We start from the raw sequence: 21,452 nt of genomic DNA on the forward strand, positions 1-21,452 counted from the left end.
CCCGGCCGGTTTTGCAGCCTAGTCTGTAGATGTCGGCGGGATACAGGGGACGCCAGACGCAAACGACCATAAGGGCGCGGTCCATGATCTCCACACTCGTATCGATCGAGAAAGCTCTCTCGTCGTTGCTGCTGGCCGACGACGCGGTGTTCGAACAGGTGACGATGGCACTGCACGCGTTCGGGCGAACCTCGTCGAAACCGGTTGCCCTCGCCGGGGCGCGCATCATCCGGGGTGGGCTTGCTGCCTGGCAGGTGCGCCTTGCCTGCGACATCCTGAAAGACCAGGCCGATCTGGGTGCTGCCATTCATGACGCAGCCGCTGCCTGCAAGCTCTCGCGCAGCCACTTCTCCCGCGCCTTCAAGACCAGCACGGGCCTCTCGCCGACACACTGGCGCCTCGAGCAGCGCGTGCGCCAGGCACAGGCCCTGCTCGAATATCCCGAACTGACCCTGGTCGACATCGCCGCCGAATGCGGTTTCGCCGACCAGAGTCATTTCACCAACGTGTTCTCGCGATTCCGCCGGCAGAGTCCGGGCGCCTGGCGCCGCGACGCGGCGCGGCGTTCGGCCCGGGGTTAACGCTTGCCGTCGCGCTCGAATACGAGCCCTGCGGCCTGGAGGTCGCCCCTCATCACGATATCGATGCCGTGCTCCATCCAGTACGTGCCGCTTGCCGTGTCAGGCGTGCCCGGGGCCGCCGTGCCGTGGATGCTGCGGTACCGGTAACGCGACGTCGGATCTAGCCCGCGCAGATGCAAGGTCGGGAACGGACGTGCTTCCTCTCCCTGACGCTGGAAGGCGAATAGCACGACCTGCGCGCAGTCGTCGGACACGGACTCGGTCGCGGACCAGGGCGCACGGTTCTGCGGCGACAGCAATCGATAGAGATTGCCCTTCTGCACCGTGCCACGAATCGCCTTGTACTCGGTGATGTAATGACGTGCCGTCGCCTCATCCGCGGCTGTCCATTCGAGCAGGTTGGCGCCGATACCGAGGCCACCCTGCATCGACGACAGGAAGCGGAAGTCGAGCGAGCTCGTACGGTTGTTCACCCAGTTCGGCGAACCCGTGACCCAGGCCATCATCGTGGCCGGTGCATAGGCCTGGCTGAAGCCGTCCTGGATGGACAGGCGGTCGGAGGGATCGGTGTTGTCCGACGGCCATACTTCATCCGTCAGCGCCATGATGCCGAGATCCACCCGTGCACCGCCACCCGAGCAGGATTCGATCTCGACCTTCGGATGCCGTTTGCGAAGTTCGCGAATGATGTCGTACAGGTTGGTGACGTAAGCGACGTAGACCTTCTGCTGCTCGTCAGGCGACATCTGCGTCCAGCCCGGCTCGGACCAGTTGCGGTTGTAGTCCCACTTCAGGAACTGGATGTCGTTGTCCTTGAGCACGCCGTCGAGAACCTCGAGCACGTGTGCCTTGACATCCTCGCGCGCGAGGTTGAGCACCATCTGGTGGCGACCCTCACTCCGGTCGCGCCCGGGAAAGTTCAGCACCCAATCCGGGTGGGCGCGGTAGAGATCGCTGTCCGCATTGATCATCTCCGGTTCGACCCACAGGCCGAAGCTCATGCCAAGGCCGTGCACCTTGTCGATGAGCGGCTTCAGGCCGTTGGGGAACTTGTTGCGATTGACGACCCAGTCGCCCAGCCCGGCGCGATCGCTGTTACGCGCGCCGAACCAGCCATCGTCCATCACGAAGCGCTCGACGCCCAGCGCAGCGGCCTTCTCGGCGAGGCGCGCCTGGCCCGGCTCGTCGACTTTGAACTCGGTGGCTTCCCAGGAGTTGTAGAGGACGGGCCGCAACGGCGTGCCGGCACCTTCCGGGAGAATGCGATCACGCTCGAAGCGATGCAGCAGGCGTGATGCTTCGCCCATGCCGTCACGCGTGTAGCCCGCATAGAACACCGGCGTGTCGAGCGCCTGGCCAGGCTGCAGTTTGTAGCCGAAGTCGAACGGGTTATAGCCACCGACCACGCGCACCTGGCCGAGGATGTCCTCGTCCACGCGGATGCTCCAGGAGCCGCTCCACGCGAGGGCGCCGAACCAGACATCGCCGTGGGTCTCGCTCCACTCCGACCCGCGACCGATGGCGAACCAGGGGTTGTTCTCGTCGCCCGTGCTGCCGCGCCGGCTTTCGAGGACCGTCGCGCCCGGGGTGATGGCGCGAGTCTGCAGGTGCCATTCGCCCGCCCAGGTGCCGGTGAGGTAACGCAGCGAATAGTCGCTGCCCCGGGGCAGGTTCCACGCCGCGGAGGCGGCGCTATCGACGACGAGCGGCTGTTGCCCGGCGTTCTCGATATGCGCAGACCGGCCGATGATGCCCGTGGCCGTATCCGCGGTGTAGCGCAAGGTGACGTTGACGCCTGCCTGCGTGTCGCGCAGCACGATAGCCAGGCCGCCGTTCTCGACCTTGTAGCTGTCGTAACGCAGCACGAGGTCGCGATTGCCGTCCGCAAGGCGAATCTTCAGCGCGGGCGTGGCGGTCATGGCGCCGCCCCAGCCAGCGTATTCCTGCGGCGACAGGGCGCCGGCAGGGTCGAACGACGACCGTTCGGGTGCCGGCGCGGCGGGACCAAGCGGATCGTTCGGGGCCAGCCTGACTCCCCAATACAGCGTCTGCAGCTTGCCCTCGGGATCCACGCCCATGGCGTAGGTGACGCCACCGGCATCGATGCGGAACACCTTATGGGCTGCATCGAAGGACGGCGAGGCATTCGATCCCGATGCCGCCTTGGCGGCAGCGACCGCAGGCATGACAAGGAGGCTGCCCGCGACGAGCATGGTTAACCGGACGATCCTGGCGTGACGCATCAAGTGTTCAACCTCTCTCATGGGGCGCTTTCAGCGCTCGAGTGCTTCGGCACGAAACGCGAAGCGACGTTCAATAGATTCACCGGGCGCCAACAGGGTCATGCCGTTCGCAACCGGCCCCCCGGGAAGATGCACGGCATTGATCGGATGGTCTACAGGTTCGAAGCAGAAGAAGTCCGCATCCACAGGTGTGTACAACACATAGGCGTCCACGTCCGCTTCGACATGCAGCCGGAGCGCACGTGCCGGCCATTCGATGGTCGCCGTGCCGGACCAGCCGGTGAAAGCATGGTTGATTCCCGGCGCAGGCTCACGGCTCGCGGAGAGATCCCAGGCCGGCGGTACCGGCCCGTGGTGGGTAGGTAGCGGATCGCGGCCATCGTTGAGCCAGACGCCCGTGGCCGGGGCCACGAGACGGGCGCCACCGTGGAGGGGGAAGAAAGGATGGACTCCCAGGCCGAAAGGCATCGGGGCATCGCCGGTGTTGGTCACCGCGAGGCGAAGCGTCAGCGTGCTTCCTTCCAGCTGATAGTGGAGCGTGGCGTGATAGCTGTACGCCTCGGGGTCTACCTCGGTCAGCTCGAGGTACGCCTCGTCGGCATCGTGCCGGCGGACGGCCCAGCGCCGTTGCCAGCCGCTGCCGTGGATCGGCCAGGCGTCATCGTCACGGTTGAGCAGTAGCGCAATGCGCCGTTCCCCGACAAAAAAGCCGCCGTGGGCAATGCGATTGCTCCACGGCAGGAGGGGGTAACAGGCAAGGCGGTTGGGTTCGTAGTGACCAGGCGATCGCTCGGGCTCGCCGAGGCAGGGCCGCATGAGCGGCACCTCCTCGTCGCCGCCGAGCCAGTCGAAGCGTGCGATGCCACCGCCTACCGACGGCAACAGGCACATGCTCAACCGGTCATTGCAGAGTTGGATCACAGCGAGGCGCGCACACCAAGGAAGAAGGTGCGGCCATTGGCTTCGGCATAGCTCTGGCGATCGTCATACACCTGGTACTGGTAGATGTTCTCGTTGGTCAGGTTGGTCGCGTCCATGAACAGCGATACGTGCTCGTTGAGCTTGTAGCTCGCGCTGAGGTCCAGCTGGCCATAATCCTTCACCGAGGTCGGCTGGCTCTGGTTGCCGGCGATCGATGCGAGGTATTTGGCGCGCCAGTTATACGCGACACGCGCCTCGATCGGACCCTTCTGGTAATAGAGGCTTGCGTTGTAGGAGTTACCGATGCCGGGCACCGCGAACTTTCCGGCGTTGGCCAGTACATCCTCGTTGATGGTGGCGTTGCTGGTGACGTAGGTGTAGTTGGTCGCCACGCCCAGGCCGTCGAAGGGCGCGGGCAACTTGGTGAACTGGTAGTTGAAGGTGAACTCGGCGCCCTTGATCGTCGCCTCGTTGAGGTTCACCGGCTCGGTCAGCTGGAAGGGGAAGCCCAACAGTGTGGTCTGGGTGGTGATCAGGGTGCTGAAATTACTGACCTGCTTGCGGAACAGGTTCAACGCCGTGTAGCTGGTGTCGTTGAAATACCACTCGATACCCGCGTCGTAGTTCTTGGAAAGATACGGCTTCAGCTTCGCGTTACCGCTCGTCACGGTCTGGTCCTGCGGGCGGAAGCTGTACGAGGTGGACGCAGCCAGGTTGCTCAGGTCGGGCCGGGTCAGCGTCTTGTAGGCCGCCGCACGGAAGATCACGTTGTCGAGCAGGTTGAGCTTGAAGTTCGCCGACGGCAGCCACTCATGGTAGTTGCCGTTCGCTGAGATCGGGCTGAGGCTGCCGTATGTCGGGATTGCATTGGTCGGGTCGTTCGGGTTCACGGCAATGCCGACAATCGGCACCGAGTACGCGTACGAGGTCGTGTTCGTCTTCGTATAACGCATGCCGATGTTCAGGCTCCAGGGCATGCCGCCGTCGCCTTCCAGCGTGGCCATGCCGTAAGCGGAACTGATTCGCTCCTTGATCTGGCTGTACGTGTTCGGATCCGGCACCGAGGTGAAGCCGCCCCCGTTGGCATCGAGCTGCGCCTTGAACGCAGCGGCGTTGGGCAACTGGTTGTATGCGGCGGGCGTCGCCAGGTACGCGAAGAGCTTCTTCACGTCGTAAGTGACCCAGTCACGCGGGAAGCCCGGCGAGGCGCCATCGACGAGATTGCCGGCGTGGAAGGTCCTCGCGTCGATCGCATCCGGCGGGATGTCCACCACGTAACCGCAGTACTCGGCGCAGCCGAAGCTGTTCGGCGTGTTGTACGTCACCTCGGTCTTGGTGCGGTTGGAGTTCGACAGGCCGAAATCGATACGCGACAACGTGCCGTCGAGGAAGCTCTTGCCGAGGTGCAGCTGGTTCTCGAAGATCTTGTCGCTGACGTTCGGGCTCTGCGTGCCCTGGTTGGTCACATGGGCATGCAGGTCCGAGGTGTCGGTGGTCGGCAGCAGCCCGGTGTAGCTTCCGAGATGATTGTCGCCGTTGTTGGTCCAGGTGGGGTCGACGCCGACATTGCGCGTGCCGACCACCACGAAGTAACCGTCCTGCGATTGCTTGTTCCACGCGCCCGACGCCGCGCTGTCCAGGTCCAGCTCCATCGATGGATCGATCTGCCAGATGATATGGCTACCGAACTGCGTGTTGAAGGCATCACGCGGATTGCCTTCCTGGGCGTAGTCGTTCGACATGCCACCCGACTTGTCCATCACGAAGTTCTGCGCGGTGCCGTTCGCGCCGGGTGTTATGGACTGGATGACGCCGGTATTGGTGTATGAACCGAACGCGTTATACGTCGAGTCCACCTTGTACTCGGAGAACAGGCCATCGAGCTTCACGGTCACGTCGTCCATCGGCTTCCAGTCGATGGCGCCAGTGAACGAGGTGCGCGTGCGCGTCTCGTTGATCACCTGGCCCTGCAACGTCTGCGGCAGGGAAACGTTGGTGTAAGCCGGATTGATCCGCGAGAAGTCCTGGTTCTGCAGCCAGCCCAGGGTGTCGATCGACTGCTCGACGTGATCGCGCTTGTAATAGACGGCGGAAGCCAGCCAGCCGAACGTGTGGTCGGCGTTCGTGTTGCCGATGATGCCGGACACCTTCGGTGTCGTCTTGTCGGCGAGGCCATTCTTGATGCTGTCGTTCACGCCGGCGGCACTGCCCGAGGCATGCCAGCCATTGAAGTCGAACGGGCGCGCCGTGATGATGTTCACGGTACCGCCGATACCGCCTTCTTCCAGGTCCGGCGTGCTGGTCTTCTGCACCACGGCCTGCTGGATCACTTCGGAAGGCAACACGTCGAAATCGAACGCGCGATCGCTGGCGGCGGTTGGCATGGTGCGGCCGTTGAGCAGCACGTTGACGAAATTCGGGCCGAAGCCGCGCACGGTGATCTGGTTGGATTCACCGCCACTGCGGTTAACCGACACGCCGGGCACGCGCTGGAGCGCGTCGGCCACGTTCTGGTCGGGGAACTTGCCGGCCTCTTCGGCGGACACGGAGTCCACTGTGTTCACGGCGTCGCGCTTGGTGGACTGCGACAGGAAAAGTGACTGCAACTGACCGGTGACGGCGACGCCGTTGAGGTCGGTGACGACCTTTCCATCCGGGGTTCGCTGGGAGTCCTGCGTGGTGGTCGTCGGCGCATCCTGCGCATGGAGCGGCAAGGCGCCGCCGATGAAACAGATGCCGAGCATGCCCACCAGTGCATGGCGCACTGACAGGGCGAGTACCTTCCGCTGCATTCCTTACTCCCCACGTTTTGGATGGATGCCCGGCGCACGGTTCCCCGGAGAGCAAGTCGCCTTGCCCTCTCATGCCATGTCAGTCGCCGGTCAAAATGTCCCGAGGGGCAATTGTAGTATTTTATTATTATATGTCCGCAAGCTGCGGCGCAGCATTCGGGCCTCAGCCCTTGCGGTGGCCTGCGCCGTGCAGGTTCGCGCGTGAGGCGGCCACCATGTCCATCATGGCCTTGCGGGCCACCTCGGGCTGCCCACGCCGCACGGCGTCATAGACTTTTTTATGCTGTGGCAACGCGGACTTGAAGTTGCCTGCGTTGCGCGCCGACAGCAGGAAGAAGGTTCCCAGGGCCGTCTCGATCACCGAGAACAGCGACACCATCAGCGAGTTGTTGGTGCACTTGAGCAGGATCTCGTGAAAGGCGAGGTCCGCTTCCGCCCAGCCGTCCAGGTCTTCGGATGCCGCCATGGCGTCGTAGGCGGCTTTTAGCTCGACGATCTGTGCGTCGGTTCGCCGTCTGGCGGCGGCGGCAGCCGCGCCGGGCTCGATCAGTTCACGCATTTCCACCAACTGTTCGACGAAGCTCTCCGTCGGCATCGAGGCGCAGCGCCAGGCGAGCACCTCGGCATCGAGCTGCTTCCAGTGGATCGCCTCGCGCACACGGGCGCCCGTTCGCTGGCGCGACTCGATCAGGCCCTTGGCCACGAGTACCTTCATGGCTTCGCGCAGCGCGGTGCGGCTGACCTGCAGTTGTTCGGCAAGAAGATCCTCGCGCGGCAGGCCTTCGCCAGGCGCGAGCTTCCCGCTGACGATGAGTTGCCCCAGCTCGTCGACAACCTGGTTGTGGAGGCTACGTGCGCCCACGGGCTTCACCATGCATTGCTCCTTTGACGATTGGCCCGGGCATACATCGTACGGGGTGGAAGTGGAGAAAGAGAAGCGGCGCGGCGATCTGCGGTATCCTGACCACCTTGCGTTGGCGTGCCTTTACGTGTGCGTCGATGCCCGTTCGCAGGAATGGCCATGACTGCCTGGACCGATCGCCGCGCCCTCGATCTCTTCGCTATCGAGCACCCCCTTTTACTTGCGCCGATGGCGGGATCCGGCAGTTCGACACTCGCCATGGCCGTCGCCCGCGCGGGCGGACTGGGATCCATTCCCTGCGCATCGATCTCACTCGAGACGATCACCTCGGAAGCGCGGACATTTCGTGCGGCCCTGCCGGGCGCACGCGTCAACCTCAACTTCTTTGCGCATACGCCGGTGACGCCGACCGACGAGATGACACAGCGCTGGCTCGACCGTCTTGCGCCTTACTTCGTCGAATACGGCGTCGATGTCTCAACGCTTCCGAGGGCCGGTGGACGCGCACCGTTCGACACGGGCATGTGTTCTCTCGTTGAGGACCTTCGCCCCGAGGTCGTGAGCTTCCACTTCGGATTGCCGGGCGATGCACTTCTCGATCGCGTGAAGGCGACGGGTGCCATCGTCATCGCGTCGGCAACGACGGTTGCCGAGGGACGCTGGTTGCAGGAGCGTGGTTGTGACGCGGTCATCGCCCAGGGTTACGAGGCCGGTGGACACCGCGGCAACTTCCTGACCGATGACATGGCGACGCAACCGGGCATCTTCTCGCTAGTGCCGCAGATGGTGGATGCGCTGACGGTGCCCGTCATCGCCGCCGGCGGCATCGTCGACGGCCGGGGAATGGCCGCCGCACTCTGCCTGGGTGCGTCCGCAGTCCAGCTTGGTACGGCTTTCCTCCTTTCGGAGGAGGCGACGAGCGTCCCTGCGCACCGCGCGCGATGACAACACGGCAGTCACCAATGTCCTGACCGGGCGGCCCGCGCGCGGCGTCGTCAACAGGATCATGAGCGAGCTGGGACCCTTGTCGCCGGATGCCTTGCCGTTTCCACTGGCCGGCGGTCCGTTGACTCCGCTCCGGGCTGCCACCGAACCGGATGGCCTGGGCGACTTCCAGCCGCTGTGGTCAGGGCAGTCGGGTGGCCTCGCCCGGGAAGGATCGGCCGGCGACATCATCGCCGACATCGTTTCGAAGGCGGCTGGGCTGTTGCGCCTTTAAGACCCATGTGGGAGCTCCCGTGTGAAGGGGGCCCTTGTGGGAGCCGGCCATGCCGGCGATGGGGTGCGAGGCGACCCGGCTATCGCCGCTGAAGCCGCTCCCACACACAGCGCTCACTGAAATCCCCAAAAAAGTCCTGCCTGCCCCTTGAGATTACGCGTATCATCTTCATTAAAAGTACGTTCGTAATTCAACTTTCCAGCAGGTACCGCCGTGGCCGCCGTCGTCGATTCTCCCGTTCCCCGATCAGCGGGACGAAAAAAGAGCTTGAAAATCATCGGCCTGGTGGGCCTCATCGTGGTCGTCGCCCTTTACGGCGCCCACTGGTGGACGTCCGGCCGCTTCATCGAGGACACCGACGATGCCTACGTCGGCGGCGATATCACGGTGATCGGATCCAAGGTTCCGGGCTACATCCAGGCGATTGCGGTGACCGACAACCAGGCGGTCCACAAGGGTGACCTGCTGGTGAAAATCGATGACCGCGACTACAAGGCAGCACTCGAAAAGGCCGAGGCGGCCGTAGCCGCGCAGGAAGCCTCGCTACGTAACCTCGACGCGGTCGAGGCGTTGCAGCACAGCGTGATCGCCCAGGCCCAGGCCGGGCTCTCGGCTGCGCAAGCCGAGGCGAACCGCTCGAAACTGGACGACCAGCGCTACCGGGAACTTGCCGGTCGCGCCGCGGTGTCCGTCGAGAGTGCCCAGCGTGCGCAGGCCGATTTCCAGACGGCACACGCCGCCACTGACCGCGCCTCGGCCGTCGTGCAGGGCGCCCAGCGGCAGCTGGACGTCATCGATACGCAAAAGCACCAGGTGGAAGCGGCACTGAGCCAGGCGCGTGCCGAAGCCGACATCGCGCGGCTCAACCTCTCGTACACCGAGTTGCGCGCACCAGTGGATGGTGTGATCGGTAACCGTCGCGCACGTGTGGGTACCTATGCCGCAGCGGGCATCCAGATGCTGGTCGTCGTGCCCGCGCACGGCCTTTGGGTGGATGCGAACTTCAAGGAAGACCAACTGGCCCGCATGAACGTGGGGCAGGTGGTCGATGTGCGCGCCGATGTGCTCCCCGGCAAGACCTTCAAGGGTCACGTGACCAGCCTCGCCCCGGCGACCGGTGCACAATTCAGCGTCTTGCCGCCGGAGAACGCGACCGGCAACTTCACCAAGGTCGTACAGCGCGTTCCCGTCCGGGTCACGCTCGACGGCAATGACGGCGACCTTGGCATCCTGCGTCCCGGGCTCTCCGTGACGGCTACGATCGATACCAAAGCGCCATGAGCCCGATCGCACATCTCACTCAGGGCCAGAAGGTCTTCGCCTTCGCGAGCATGTGCCTTGGCATGTTCATCGCCTTGCTGGATATCCAGATCGTGTCCGCGTCCCTGCGCGATATCGGCGGCGGCCTCTCGGCCGGCGCGGACGACACCGCCTGGGTGCAGACGAGCTACCTCATCGCGGAAATCGTGGTGATTCCGCTTTCCGGTTGGTTGAGCCGGGTGTTCTCCACGCGCTGGCTATTTGCGGTGTCGGCCGCGGGCTTCACGCTGACCAGCCTGCTGTGCGGTCTCGCCTGGGACATCCAGAGCATGATCGTCTTCCGCGCGCTGCAGGGTTTCCTGGGCGGCTCGATGATCCCGATGGTCTTCACCACCGCGTTCGTCTTCTTCGAAGGCAAAAAGCGCGTGGTAGCCGCGGCCACCATCGGCGCGCTCGCATCGCTGGCGCCGACCTTGGGTCCTACACTCGGCGGCTGGATCACCGACCACTATTCCTGGCACTGGCTGTTCTTCATCAACCTGGTCCCGGGCGCTTTCGTGACCATCGCCGTGCCGATCCTGGTGAAGATCGACGAAGCCGATTTCTCCCTGCTCAAGGTCGGTGACTGGCTGGGCATTGCGCTCATCGCCGCGTTCCTTGGCTGCCTCGAGTACACCCTCGAAGAGGGGCCGCGCTGGAACTGGATGCAGGACTCCACCATCCGCACGACCGCCTGGGTGGCCGGCATCTCCGGTGTGCTCTTCGTCTGGCGCGGGCTCACGGCAGAACATCCCGTCGTGGACCTGCGCGCGCTCAAGGACCGGAACTTCGCCCTCGGCTGTTTCTTCTCGTTCGTCACCGGTATCGGCCTGTTCGGGACCATCTACCTGACACCGCTTTTCCTCGGCCGCGTCGAAGGCTATAGCGCGCTGCAGATCGGCAAGGCGGTGTTCTCCACCGGCGTCTTCCAGATCCTGACCATCCCGATCTACTCGATGCTGGCGAACCGCGTCGACCTGCGTTGGCTGCTGATGATCGGCCTGGCGCTGTTCACCGTCTCGATGTTCGAGTTCACGCCGATCACGCACGACTGGAGCGGCACCGAGCTTCTCTTCCCCCAGGCGCTCCGCGGCATGGGACAGCAGCTGGCGATTCCGCCGACGGTGACGCTCACGCTGGGCGGGTTGCTTCCGTCCAAGCTCAGGCAAGCGTCTGGCCTGTTCAATCTTATGCGCAATCTCGGTGGCGCCATGGGTATCGCCGGGTGCGCAACGATCCTTACCGACCGCACCAACCTGCATTTCTATCGCCTGGCCGAGCACCTGAACCCGACCAACGAAGCGATGAACAACCTGCTGCCTGATCCGGCCGATACCGAGAACTATTCCGCCGCGCTGCATTCGCTCTGGCAACTCACGTTCCGCGAGGCGCAAACGCTGACCTACAGCGACGCCTTCGTCTCCATCATGGTGTGCTTTGCCATCGCGACGGTCATGGTGCCGTTGATGCGCAAGGTGCAGCCGCCGAAAGGACCTTCCGCCGATGCGCACTAACTTCCTCTTCGCCCTGCTGGCCGTGGGCCTGGCAGGTTGTACGGTCGGCCCTGACTACGTCCGGCCGAACGTCGCCACCAACGCAACCTGGCACGAAGCCGATGCCCTGGCTGCACGTCAGGTCGCCGCACCCGCGCCTTCGCTGGATGCGTGGTGGAAGGGCTTCGACGATCCCGAACTGGTGACGATCGTCGATCGCGTCATGGCGCAGAATCTCGACCTCGCCGCCTCCACGGCACGCGTGGAGCAGGCACGCGCGGCCGCCGCGCACGCCCAGGCTGACCGCATGCCGAGCGGAAACTTCGATGGCAGCGTCGTGCGCCAGCGTCAGTCGACGAGCAGTCCGCTGGGCAAGATCGCCAGCGCCTTCCCGGGCTACGAGCGCGCACAGACCATCCAGGACATCGGCGCCGGAGCTAGCTGGGAGCTGGATCTCGCCGGAGGCCTGCGTCGCGGCGCCGAAGCCGCCGACGCCGAATACCAGGCCGCCGAGGCAACGCACGTGGGTGTGCGCATCTCGCTGGCCGCCGAAGCCGCGGACGCGTACTTCCGTGTACGTGGTGCGCAGGATCGCATCGCGATTGCGGAAGAACAGATCAAGAACGAGTCGGGACTCGTTGACCTGGTTCGCCTGCGTGCGGAACACGGGGTCGGCACGGCACGCGAAACGGCCCAGTCCGAGGCCTTGCTGTTGCAGGCACGGGCGACGATTCCCCCGCTGAAGATCGAGCTGGAGACGCAGTTGAACCGCCTCGACGTGCTGATGGGCGCGGCGCCGGGCACCTATTCCGTGGAAATTGGCGGTGCCTCCAGGTCGTACGTCGTTCCCGGTGTGGACGCCGCGGGTGGCCCGGCGACGCTGCTTCGTCGTCGTCCCGACGTGATCGCTGCCGAGCGTGAGCTCGCCGCCAGCAACGCGCGGATCGGCGTGGCTGTCTCCGAGTATTACCCCTCCATGTCGTTGTCCGCGCTAGTTGGTTTCAGCACGCTCGGCACCGGTCACCTGCTCACGGGCGCGGCCTTCCAGCCCCAGGGCGCGCTCGGCCTGCACTGGCGTCTCTTCGACTTCGGTCGCGTCGACGCCGAAGTTCAGCAGGCGAAGGCTGCCAACGCCGAAGCGCTGGCGAAGTACCGCGCATCGATGCTGCGCGCGACGGAAGACGTGGAGAACGCGATCGTTTCGCTGAGCCAGCTCGAAGCCCAACACGCGCTGCTGACCGATGAGGTCGATGCCCACACACGTGCACGCGATGCCGCGCAGGATGCGTACACGGGCGGCGCGGTGAGCCTTATCGAAGTGCTGGATGAAGATCGCCAACTGCTCGCCTCGCGGGACTTGCTGGCCCAGGTCCACGCCAACGACGCGCGTTCCGCCGTCGCTGCCTTCCGCGCCCTCGGCGGTGGTTGGGACTCCCCGCGCGACGATGTCGCCACCACGGAGCACTGAGCCATGCGTTACGACAAGGAACACAAGGACCACACTCGGCAACGCATCGTCGAAACCGCGGCGATCCGCTTTCGCGAACACGGCATCGAAGGCGAGGGCGTGAAGTCTTTGATGGCGGCAGCGGGCCTCACCAACGGTGCGTTCTACAACCACTTCGAATCCAAGGAGGACCTGACCCGCGAGGCGGTCACCGCCGCGCTGAAGGAGCGGGTGGCGCGACTCCAGCATTGGATCGATAGCGGCCAGGGGCTCGGGGGGCTTATTCGCAGCTACTTCTCGGTTCGCCATCGCGACAATCCGGGGTTCGGCTGTCCGTCGTCCGCGGTGGCCGCCGAGGTAGCCCGTCACTCGGAACCGGTGCGGGAGGCATTCACGGCCGGCGTGAACGAATTCCTCGAGCTGGCTGCCACGCAGTGGCCGGCGCTAGCGCCTCCGGATGCCCGATCTCGCGCTATCGCCCTATACGGCCTGATGGCCGGCACCATGCAGGTGGCCCGGGCGACAAATGATCCGGCCATGTCCGAAGAGGTACTGGAAGCCGGCCGCCGCGCGGCTCTCGAACTGGCAGGCCTCGAAAGGGGATAATCAGGACCCTACCCCCAGCAGGAGCGTGCCATGGCCGTCGCCACCGCCGAGAACGTCGGCAAGCGCTTCTCGCTCGAACACATGCTCGGCGCGCGGGAAAACTCATGGGGCGCGCTGCGCACCATCGCGTCGCGTATCGAGCCCGGCATGACCGAGCCGGAAGCCATCGAGCTTGCCGGCGAGTGCCTCACGGCCGCCGGCATGCAGCGCATCTGGCACCCGAGCATCATCCGCTTCGGTGCCAACACGCTGAAGACGTTCCGGCAGCGCTCGGCGCCGGAGACCGTACTCGCCGATAACGACATTTTCTTCATCGATCTCGGCCCCGTCTTCGATGGACACGAGGGCGATGTCGGCGACACGTTCGTGGTGGGCGATAACCCGACGATGCATGCCTGCGCCGAGGCTTCCCGCGAGCTGTTCGCCCGAACAGCGGCGCAATGGCGAGAAGGCGTCACAGGCGTCGCGCTGTACCACTACGCCACGGCGGAAGCCGAAGCCATGGGCTGGCGCCTCAACCACGCCACCAAAGGCCATCGGGTCGGCGACTATCCCCACGCGGTTCATAAGGCCGGCGCGCTCGGCGGCTTCGATGCGGTCCCGGTCCCGGGGTTGTGGATCCTCGAAATTCAGATCGCGCATCCGACGCTACCGATCGGCGCCTTCTACGAAGATCTGCTGATGGCCTGACTGGCGATTTTTTCAAAGTCATGCGTCAATCGGTGCTTGCTCCGATGCGAGGCACCAGGGATGGACCGAGGTAAGAAGTCGCTTCTCGCGACATGTGGCGTGTTCTTGAGCCTGCTTGGGATGGCATGTTCCGATGCGTCGGCAGGAAGCCCCGTGTCGGCGACGGCGCAGCGGTCGCCCAGGCCGGCCGGCACAAAGCCGTCAGCCTACGTCCTCGAAGATACCGAAGTGCGCACGCTCCACGCGGAAGGGACGAATCGCGACTATCAGGTCCTGATCAGCCTTCCGCCGTCGTATACCAGGGATTCCAACCGGCGGTACCCGGTGATTTTCGTCACAGACGCCAACTACGCGTTCCCGCTCATCCGCAGCATCGGCCGCCGCGTCGGTGATCACGGCGATGGAACCGAGGACTTCATCCTCGTCGGCCTGGCCTATGCCACCGGCGATACGCCAGAGTACAGCCGGCGGCGCGACTACACGCCGACCCCGCATGGCAATGCGGACGCGGTATCCGACATGCCGGGACGCCCGGTGGTCTACGGCGAAAGCGACATGTACCGTCGTTTCATCAAGGACCAGGTCTTCCCCTTGATCGCCGCGAATTACCGTGCGGACATGACGCGGAAGATTTACGCCGGTCACTCGTACGGCGGGCTTCTCGGTCTCGAAATGCTTATCGCCGACCCGGACATGTTCCAGTACTACATCTTAGGCAGCCCGTCGTTGCAGTTCGATCATCAGGTGGAATTCGCGCGCATGCGCAAGGCCACGTTGACGACGAAGGACATGCCGGCCCACGTGCTCATGGTGCTCGGCGCGTACGAAACCATCGAACCTAAATCGCACGACCCGCGTTACAACAGCAGTGTCGACATGGTGCGCAACGCAAGGCGGTTCATGGACGAACTCAAGGCGAGGCACTATCCCGGTCTGCACATCCAGATGACGACGATTCCGGACGAGGATCACCTGACGGTGTTTCCTTCGGTTTTCACGAGGGGACTGCTCTGGGCCTTGCCGGGTAAGAAGGCGCTTTAGCAAAGTAACGCCTACGCGGATATCAGAAAGATCTGCGTTGCAGTGACCTTCCGTTGCAAGTATCTTTCTTCGGGAACGCACTGCCCGCTCTGGCGTTCATCCGCCCTTCGGGGTCCTCACCTGGTGTGGGATATCCAAGAGATTTGGGCTACGGGGCCCCGCATTCGTGCGGGGCCTTCGCTTTTTCAGGGACGTACTGAACCCCAGCACGCGTCGCAGCAAGACTGGAAATCGAATCGGGCTTTCCTTTCCACGCGCCGTGGGTCGCGCTGGGTATGCGCTCTGTACGATGAGGCGGACACAGGGTCGTGGCGACGCGGGAGCGCGCTTCGATCGCTGCAAGACGAAGAAAATACGGTATTCGCAAGCACCGTTACTTTCAGAAATGCAGACTACGCTGAGGTAGTTCTGATTTCGCGCGTGATAGCACTTTCCTGAGGACAGGTTTCGCACAATGTCAGGAAGGCGGTGCGACAGTACATAACGCTCTTCGTCGAAAATTCGGCACTCACGTGGGTCCGAATAGACTTCTTCTGACGAGTCATCAGCACGTCGACCCCGCGAAAACGTATGCATCGAAAAGCCAATCTCGAGATCGACAGGTAGCCCGTCTGACCCTGGCGGTGTGATCAGAATGAGAGTGAATCTAAAAGGATGTAAGTGATTCAACGGATACGCCTTGCCGGACACCGCGACATAAGGCATCCACCTCATAAGGCCTGCGGCCCAGTTCACGCTCACTGAAAATTCCTACTTGCTAAACAAGTAGTGGGGCGTATTTGTGCTGTTGTTCGTTATCGGTGCCGGAGGAAGATGGCGTCGGCGTCTCGCTCGTTGCACTGACGTTTCGTCAGCGAGCCCGCTACTCGAGTCTTGAGAACTTGGCGTTCATACGCCCCTAGGGGTCCTCACCAAGAGTGGGATATCCAAGAGATGTCGGTGTACAGGGCCCTGCATTCGTGCAGGGCTTCCACTTATCGAGATGACAAGCTCTAGCGCGCACGCCGCCAGGCGTAAGTATTCGGCTTGTGGCAGCGACGATGAAATGACGACTCTTCGCAATATTGCGCGAATTCGTAGTTTGTTACATCATACAAATGATAGTCATTCGCATATGAGCCGAGTGGAGGGAGAAGGGCCCTCGCTCCGCTGAAAGGACCAACCCCATGATTCTCCGCAGGAATACGCTGCCGCTTCTTATTGCCGGGGCGTTGCTCCCGCTTGCCTCACATGCGCAGGACGGCGCTCGCGCGACGGCGGTCCAGCTTGCCCCCGTGGCCGTTCAGGGGGTGAGGGCCGACGAGGGTTACACCCGTTCGGATGCTTCGGGTGCCACCAAGACCGACACCCCGATCATCGAGACGCCGCAGGCCATTTCGGTCATCTCGAACACGCAGATGACCGACCAGGGCGTGCTGACCGTGCAAGATGCGCTGCGCTATTCGGCGGGCGTCCGCGCTGACGCCTATGGCGTGGATAGCCGCGGCGACGACGCCTTTCTGCGCGGAACCTCGTTCACGCAATACCTCGATGGCCTGCGCCAGTTCTTCGGCAATGCCTACGCCCGCACGGAGCCGTACTTCCTCGACCGCCTCGAAATCGTGCGTGGTCCGTCGTCCGTGCTCTACGGCCAGGGCACCACGGGTGGCCTGATCGCGTTGACCTCGAAACGGCCGCAGTTAACGCCGAGCCACGAAGTCGACGTGCAGTTCGGCAACAACGCACGCAAGCAGCTGGCGTTCGATTTCACCGGGCCGCTCGATGCCGCGGGTCACTGGGCCTATCGACTTGTCGGCGTCGTCCGCGATGCGGATGCCCAGGTGGCGCATGTGCCCGACGATCGAAAGGCCATCGCGCCGTCGATCACCTGGCGCCCCGATGCCGACACCAGCTGGACCCTGCTCGCCAATCTCCAGTTCGATCACAGCGGCTCGACGCTCAACTTCCTGCCGCATGCCGGTACCCTGCTGCCGAACCCGAATGGCCGCATCCGCACCGATCGTTTCGTCAGCGAGCCGGGCTTCGATCGCTACGACACCGAGCAGCGTTCCATCACGTCGTTGTTCGAACACCGTTTCAACGACACCTGGAAGTTCGTGCAGAACGCGCGCTACTCGCATGACAACGTCGACTACCGTTCGCTCTATCCGGACGTCTATTCCAATCCGTCGTACCCCTTCCTGGACGACGCGCAGCGCACCGTAGCGCGCTACAGCTACGTGTCGATCGACAGGCACAAACGCCTGACGACCGACTCGCACGCGGAAGCCGACGTGGACTTCGGTGGCATGCATCACCGGGTGCTCATCGGCGTCGACCTCGCTCACTCGCACACCGATTCGAGGCAAGGCAACGGCTTCGACGGCGTCCCCTTCGATCTCTACGCCCCGGTCTACGGCAACGGCTTCGTCGCGCCGGATATCTTCCCGGTGGCATCGAGCCGCACCCGACAGACGGGCGTCTACCTGCAGGACCAGATCAACTGGGGCGAACACTGGATCGGTACCGTGGGCGTTCGTCACGACCGCGCCACCCTGACCACAGGCGATAGCCGCTCGGTCGACAACGCGACCACGACCCGCTACGGCGTGATGTACCGCTTCGACAACGGTCTGGTGCCGTACGTCAGCTATACGGAGTCGTTCCAGCCGCTGGACAGCCTGGATTTCTACAACCGCCCTTACGAGCCGTTGCGTGGCAAGCAGTACGAAGCCGGAGTGAAGTATCAGCCGGTCGGTAGCGCCGGCCTGATCACCGCCACCTATTACGAGTTGCACGAAGATAATCGCCTGGCGCCGGATCCGACCAACCCACTCAACCAGATTCAGGCGGGCAGCGCGAAGACTCGCGGCGTGGAGCTGGAAGGCTCGATGCGGGTCGCCAGTCACCTCGATCTCATCGGTACCTACACCTGGACCAAGGCACACCCCGACGACGGCACGATCGTCGCCGGCCTGCCGAAGAACCAGGGCTCGGTGTGGGGCGTGTATCACGTCAACGATGCCGAGGGTGACGGCCTGAGCTTCGGCCTCGGTGCCCGCTACATCGGTGTGAACTACGATGAGACGGGCACGCTCCGGGTACCCGACAAGACGCTGCTCGATGCGATGATCGCGTACACGCAGGGTCCGTGGCGTTTCTCGGTCAATGCCGCCAACGTCACCGACCAGGCATACAGCGCAAGCTGTCTTGCCCGCGGCGACTGCTTCTATGGCCCGCGTCGCAGTATCGTCGGTTCGGCTCGCTACCGATTCTGATAGCCGTTAGGATCGACGGTTCGATAACGTCGAACCGGAGATCGTGATGGGGCTACGCAAGATCCTTGGGGGCGCGGCGCTGGCCGCCCTGCTGTCCACGACCGCACTGGCTGCGCCGCCGCCGGGCTACTCGGGTAATCCCGTGTTTCCCGGTTGGTACGCCGATCCGGAAGCCGCCATCTTCGGCAACCAGTACTGGATCTACCCGACGACCTCGCTGGCCTACAGCGAGCAGACGCACTTCGACGCCTTCTCGTCACCCGACCTCGTGCACTGGACGAAGCATGCCGACGTCCTTCAGATGAAGGCCATCCCCTGGGCGAAGAAGGCGCTCTGGGCGCCCGCCATGGTCGAGAATGACGGCAAGTACTACTTCTTCTTCGCCGCCAACGATATCCAGAACGACAAGGAACTGGGTGGCATTGGTGTCGCGGTGGCCGACAAACCCGAAGGCCCCTTCAAGGACCTGATCGGCAAGCCGTTGATAGGCGCCTTCCATAACGGCGCGCAGCCGATCGACCAGTTCGTGTTCCGTGACGACGACGGCACGTACTACATGATCTATGGCGGGTGGAAGCACGCCAACATCGTCAAGCTGAAGCCGGACTTCACCGGCGTCGAGCCGATGGCCGATGGCACGGTGTTCAAGGAAATCACGCCTGGGCCCGAGTATGTCGAAGGTCCACTGATGTTCAAACGCAACGGGCACTACTACTTCATGTGGTCCGAAGGTGGTTGGACCGGGCCGAACTATTCCGTGGCCTATGCCATCGGTGATTCCCCGATGGGTCCGTTCAAGCCGATGGGCACGATCCTGAAGCAGGATCCGAAGATCGCGACAGGTGCGGGCCACAACTCGGTCTTTCATGTTGCGAAAGACGACAGCTGGTACATCGTTTATCACCGCCACCCGCTGGACGACACCAAAGGTAACGATCGCGTCACGTCGATCGAGGTGATGTCTTTCGACAAGGATGGAAAAATTCTCCCGGTGAAGATCACCAACGAAGGCGTCAAGGCCAATCTCTTGCGCTGAGCGATCAGGAAAGGGTCACGATGACCTTGCCGGCGGAGCGACCGCTCTCGACCAGATCGAGGGCGGTGTTCCCTTCGACAAGCGCAAAGCGCTGCGTCGACAGCACCGGCCGTAACTTGCCTGCGTCCGCCAGGCGAGTCGCCTCGGCCATGATGCGTCCGTGTTGCTCGCGGCCGTTTCCGGTCAGTAGCGGCATCAACGTGAACACACCGGAGTAGGTCGCTGCGCGGAACGACAGCGGGGCAAGGGAATGCGTGCCCCAGCCGAGGCTGCTGACGACGTGGCCGCCATAGCGGCGCACGGCGATGAACGAGGCATCGAGTGTCGCGCCGCCGAGCGTGTCGTAGACGATGTCGAAGCCGTCGCCGTTCGTGTACTCATCGACGATCGCCTGCATGTCCTTTTCATGCCTGTCGACAGCGATGGCACCCATGTCGGCGATCACCGCCAGTTGCGCCGCACTGCCGGTGGCGACAACGCGGGCGCCACGTGCGACGGCAAGCTGCACGGCCATGCTGCCGACGCCGCCTGCACCGCCGTGGACGAACACCGTTTGGCCCGGCTGCACGTTGGCGCGGTCGACCAGACCTTCCCATGCGGTGATGAAACCAAGCGGCAGGGCTGCAGCATCTGCGAGAGGGATGCGCGACGGTGCGATCGCAAGCAGTCGTGCGTCGACACTGACGAACTCCGCCAGGGAGCCCTGCACGCCGCCGACACCGCCGGTCATGCCGTAGACGGCGTCGCCGGGGGCGAAGCCCTCAATGCCATCACCCACGGCTTCCACCGTGCCCGACATATCGATGCCGAGAACGGCCGGAGCGGGTTGGCGGGCATGCCCAGCCTGGCCGGCCCGAATCTTGGTATCCAGCGGATTGAGGCCGGCGGCGGCGATGCGGACCAGTACCTCGCCGGGCGCGGCAACCGGGCGCGGCAGCTGGACGAGTGTCAGCGGTGCTCCTGGGCCATCGAGGCGCAGGGCGGACATCGTGTGGGAAGAGGCGGTCATGGCAGGGTCTCATGGGCGACGGTGTCGTCCTTGGAACGTAAGGTAGTCCTCCGATATCGCATAGAGAATGGCCAGATTTGCACGCAGGCTATGCATAAATGCATGATGGCGGCATGGAGTGGAGCGACCTGCGCATTTTCCTGGCCGTGGCTCGAGGCGGGACCCTCGGCGCTGCCGGGCGCGAACTCGGGCAGACGCAGCCGACCATGGGTCGGCGCATTCGTGCGCTCGAGGCGGCCCTTGGCCAGACCCTGTTCCAGCGAACCAGCGAGGGCTTTGTCCTGACCGACGAAGGCGCGGGCGTGCTCGCGCATGCCGAACGCATGGAGGCCGAGGCGCTGGGCATCGCCCGCGCGGTGGGCGGCCAGCGGGGCGAACTCGACGGGACCCTGCGCGTGTCCTCATCCGACTGGTTCGGCGCGCACGTGCTCACGCACGCGATCGCAGCCATGCATCGAAGCCATCCCGCAGTAATGATCGAGCTGGTGACGGATGCGCGCCTGCTTAGCCTCGCCCGACGCGAGGCGGACCTGGTGTTTCGTATCGCGCCGTTCGACGAACCGGATATCGTCCAACGCAAACTGCTGCACATGCCCTACGCCGCCTACGCGTCCACGACATGCGAGGACACCACGGGACTCCAGCGCATCACGATGGATACCGCTTTCGGCGACATGCCTGACGTGGCCTGGTTGCATGCGCGCTTACCGGAGACACGGGTAGCGTTCCGCAGCAACAGCCGCGAAGCGCAGGCGCGGGCCTGCGCGCTTGGAGTTGGCATCGCGGTGTTGCCCTGTCCGCTGGGTGACGCCATGCCGGAACTTCGCCGTGTCGATCTCGGTGAGTCCCCGCCAGGCCGTGACGTCTGGCTCGGCTATCACCGAGACCTCCGCAACCTCCCGCGCTTACGTGCTTTCATCGACGAGGTGCTACGCGAGCAAATGTAGGATGCGCGA

General features: G+C 63.9%; 15 protein-coding genes and 1 pseudogene. 11 read left to right on the plus strand and 5 right to left on the minus strand.

Annotated elements, in window-relative coordinates; genetic code table 11:
• Positions 1-83 precede the first annotated feature (83 nt).
• Entirely contained in the window at positions 84-581 is a 498-nt protein-coding gene (locus tag ACVWWJ_RS00850; protein ID WP_456966426.1) for a helix-turn-helix transcriptional regulator, read from the plus strand.
• Here the strand turns inward: ACVWWJ_RS00850 and ACVWWJ_RS00855 are convergent.
• The 4 genes from ACVWWJ_RS00855 to ACVWWJ_RS00870 form a co-directional block, all read right to left on the minus strand.
• Positions 578-2,824: an alpha-galactosidase gene (locus ACVWWJ_RS00855; RefSeq protein ID WP_456966427.1), complete on the minus strand. Its 2,247-nt coding sequence runs from the start codon at positions 2,822-2,824 to the stop codon at positions 578-580. The genes ACVWWJ_RS00850 and ACVWWJ_RS00855 overlap by 4 nt on opposite strands.
• Before the next feature lie 30 nt (positions 2,825-2,854).
• The gene (locus ACVWWJ_RS00860; RefSeq protein ID WP_456966428.1) at positions 2,855-3,715 is read right to left on the minus strand and encodes an aldose 1-epimerase; all 861 of its coding nucleotides are present in this window, start codon (positions 3,713-3,715) and stop codon (positions 2,855-2,857) included.
• Between the two features lie 26 nt (positions 3,716-3,741).
• On the minus strand, positions 3,742-6,537 hold the full coding sequence (locus ACVWWJ_RS00865; RefSeq protein ID WP_456966429.1) for a TonB-dependent receptor: 2,796 nt from the start codon (positions 6,535-6,537) through the stop codon (positions 3,742-3,744).
• Positions 6,538-6,700: 163 nt separating this feature from the next.
• Positions 6,701-7,411 (minus strand): FadR/GntR family transcriptional regulator, encoded by a 711-nt coding sequence (locus ACVWWJ_RS00870; RefSeq protein WP_159888983.1) that lies wholly within the window; start codon positions 7,409-7,411, stop codon positions 6,701-6,703.
• 216 nt (positions 7,412-7,627) lie between these two features.
• Here ACVWWJ_RS00870 and ACVWWJ_RS00875 point away from each other — a divergent pair.
• The 9 genes and pseudogenes from ACVWWJ_RS00875 (at position 7,628) to ACVWWJ_RS00915 (ending at position 19,487) form a co-directional block, all read left to right on the plus strand.
• Positions 7,628-8,618, plus strand: a pseudogene (locus tag ACVWWJ_RS00875) (NAD(P)H-dependent flavin oxidoreductase).
• A gap of 267 nt (positions 8,619-8,885) precedes the next feature.
• Positions 8,886-9,899, plus strand: coding sequence for an HlyD family secretion protein (locus ACVWWJ_RS00880; protein WP_456966430.1), 1,014 nt, complete (start codon positions 8,886-8,888; stop codon positions 9,897-9,899).
• Complete coding sequence (locus ACVWWJ_RS00885; RefSeq protein ID WP_456966431.1) at positions 9,896-11,431, plus strand: DHA2 family efflux MFS transporter permease subunit; 1,536 nt, start codon at positions 9,896-9,898, stop codon at positions 11,429-11,431. The genes ACVWWJ_RS00880 and ACVWWJ_RS00885 overlap by 4 nt, the downstream gene beginning before the upstream one ends.
• Positions 11,421-12,878 carry an efflux transporter outer membrane subunit gene (locus tag ACVWWJ_RS00890; RefSeq protein WP_456966432.1) on the plus strand — a complete coding sequence of 486 codons (1,458 nt, stop codon included), beginning with the start codon at positions 11,421-11,423 and terminating at the stop codon, positions 12,876-12,878. Before ACVWWJ_RS00885 ends, ACVWWJ_RS00890 begins: the two co-directional genes overlap by 11 nt.
• A gap of 3 nt (positions 12,879-12,881) precedes the next feature.
• Positions 12,882-13,463, plus strand: coding sequence for a TetR/AcrR family transcriptional regulator (locus tag ACVWWJ_RS00895; protein ID WP_456966433.1), 582 nt, complete (start codon positions 12,882-12,884; stop codon positions 13,461-13,463).
• A gap of 30 nt (positions 13,464-13,493) precedes the next feature.
• Complete coding sequence (locus ACVWWJ_RS00900; RefSeq protein WP_456966434.1) at positions 13,494-14,153, plus strand: M24 family metallopeptidase; 660 nt, start codon at positions 13,494-13,496, stop codon at positions 14,151-14,153.
• A 153-nt stretch (positions 14,154-14,306) separates the two neighbouring features.
• The gene (locus tag ACVWWJ_RS00905) at positions 14,307-15,194 is read left to right on the plus strand and encodes an alpha/beta hydrolase (RefSeq protein WP_456966435.1); all 888 of its coding nucleotides are present in this window, start codon (positions 14,307-14,309) and stop codon (positions 15,192-15,194) included.
• Positions 15,195-16,360: 1,166 nt separating this feature from the next.
• Complete coding sequence (locus ACVWWJ_RS00910) at positions 16,361-18,451, plus strand: TonB-dependent siderophore receptor (RefSeq protein WP_456966436.1); 2,091 nt, start codon at positions 16,361-16,363, stop codon at positions 18,449-18,451.
• 46 nt (positions 18,452-18,497) lie between these two features.
• The gene (locus ACVWWJ_RS00915; protein ID WP_456966437.1) at positions 18,498-19,487 is read left to right on the plus strand and encodes a glycoside hydrolase family 43 protein; all 990 of its coding nucleotides are present in this window, start codon (positions 18,498-18,500) and stop codon (positions 19,485-19,487) included.
• A gap of 4 nt (positions 19,488-19,491) precedes the next feature.
• Here the strand turns inward: ACVWWJ_RS00915 and ACVWWJ_RS00920 are convergent, their stop codons facing one another.
• A complete protein-coding gene (locus ACVWWJ_RS00920) occupies positions 19,492-20,496 on the minus strand; it encodes a zinc-dependent alcohol dehydrogenase family protein (protein WP_456966438.1) in 1,005 nt (334 codons plus the stop codon).
• 98 nt (positions 20,497-20,594) lie between these two features.
• Between ACVWWJ_RS00920 and ACVWWJ_RS00925 the strand changes: the two genes are divergently transcribed.
• Positions 20,595-21,443, plus strand: a complete 849-nt coding sequence (locus ACVWWJ_RS00925) for a LysR family transcriptional regulator (protein ID WP_456966439.1) — start codon at positions 20,595-20,597, stop codon at positions 21,441-21,443.
• Positions 21,444-21,452: the final 9 nt, after the last annotated feature.

The organism is Luteibacter sp. HA06 (assembly GCF_054061215.1).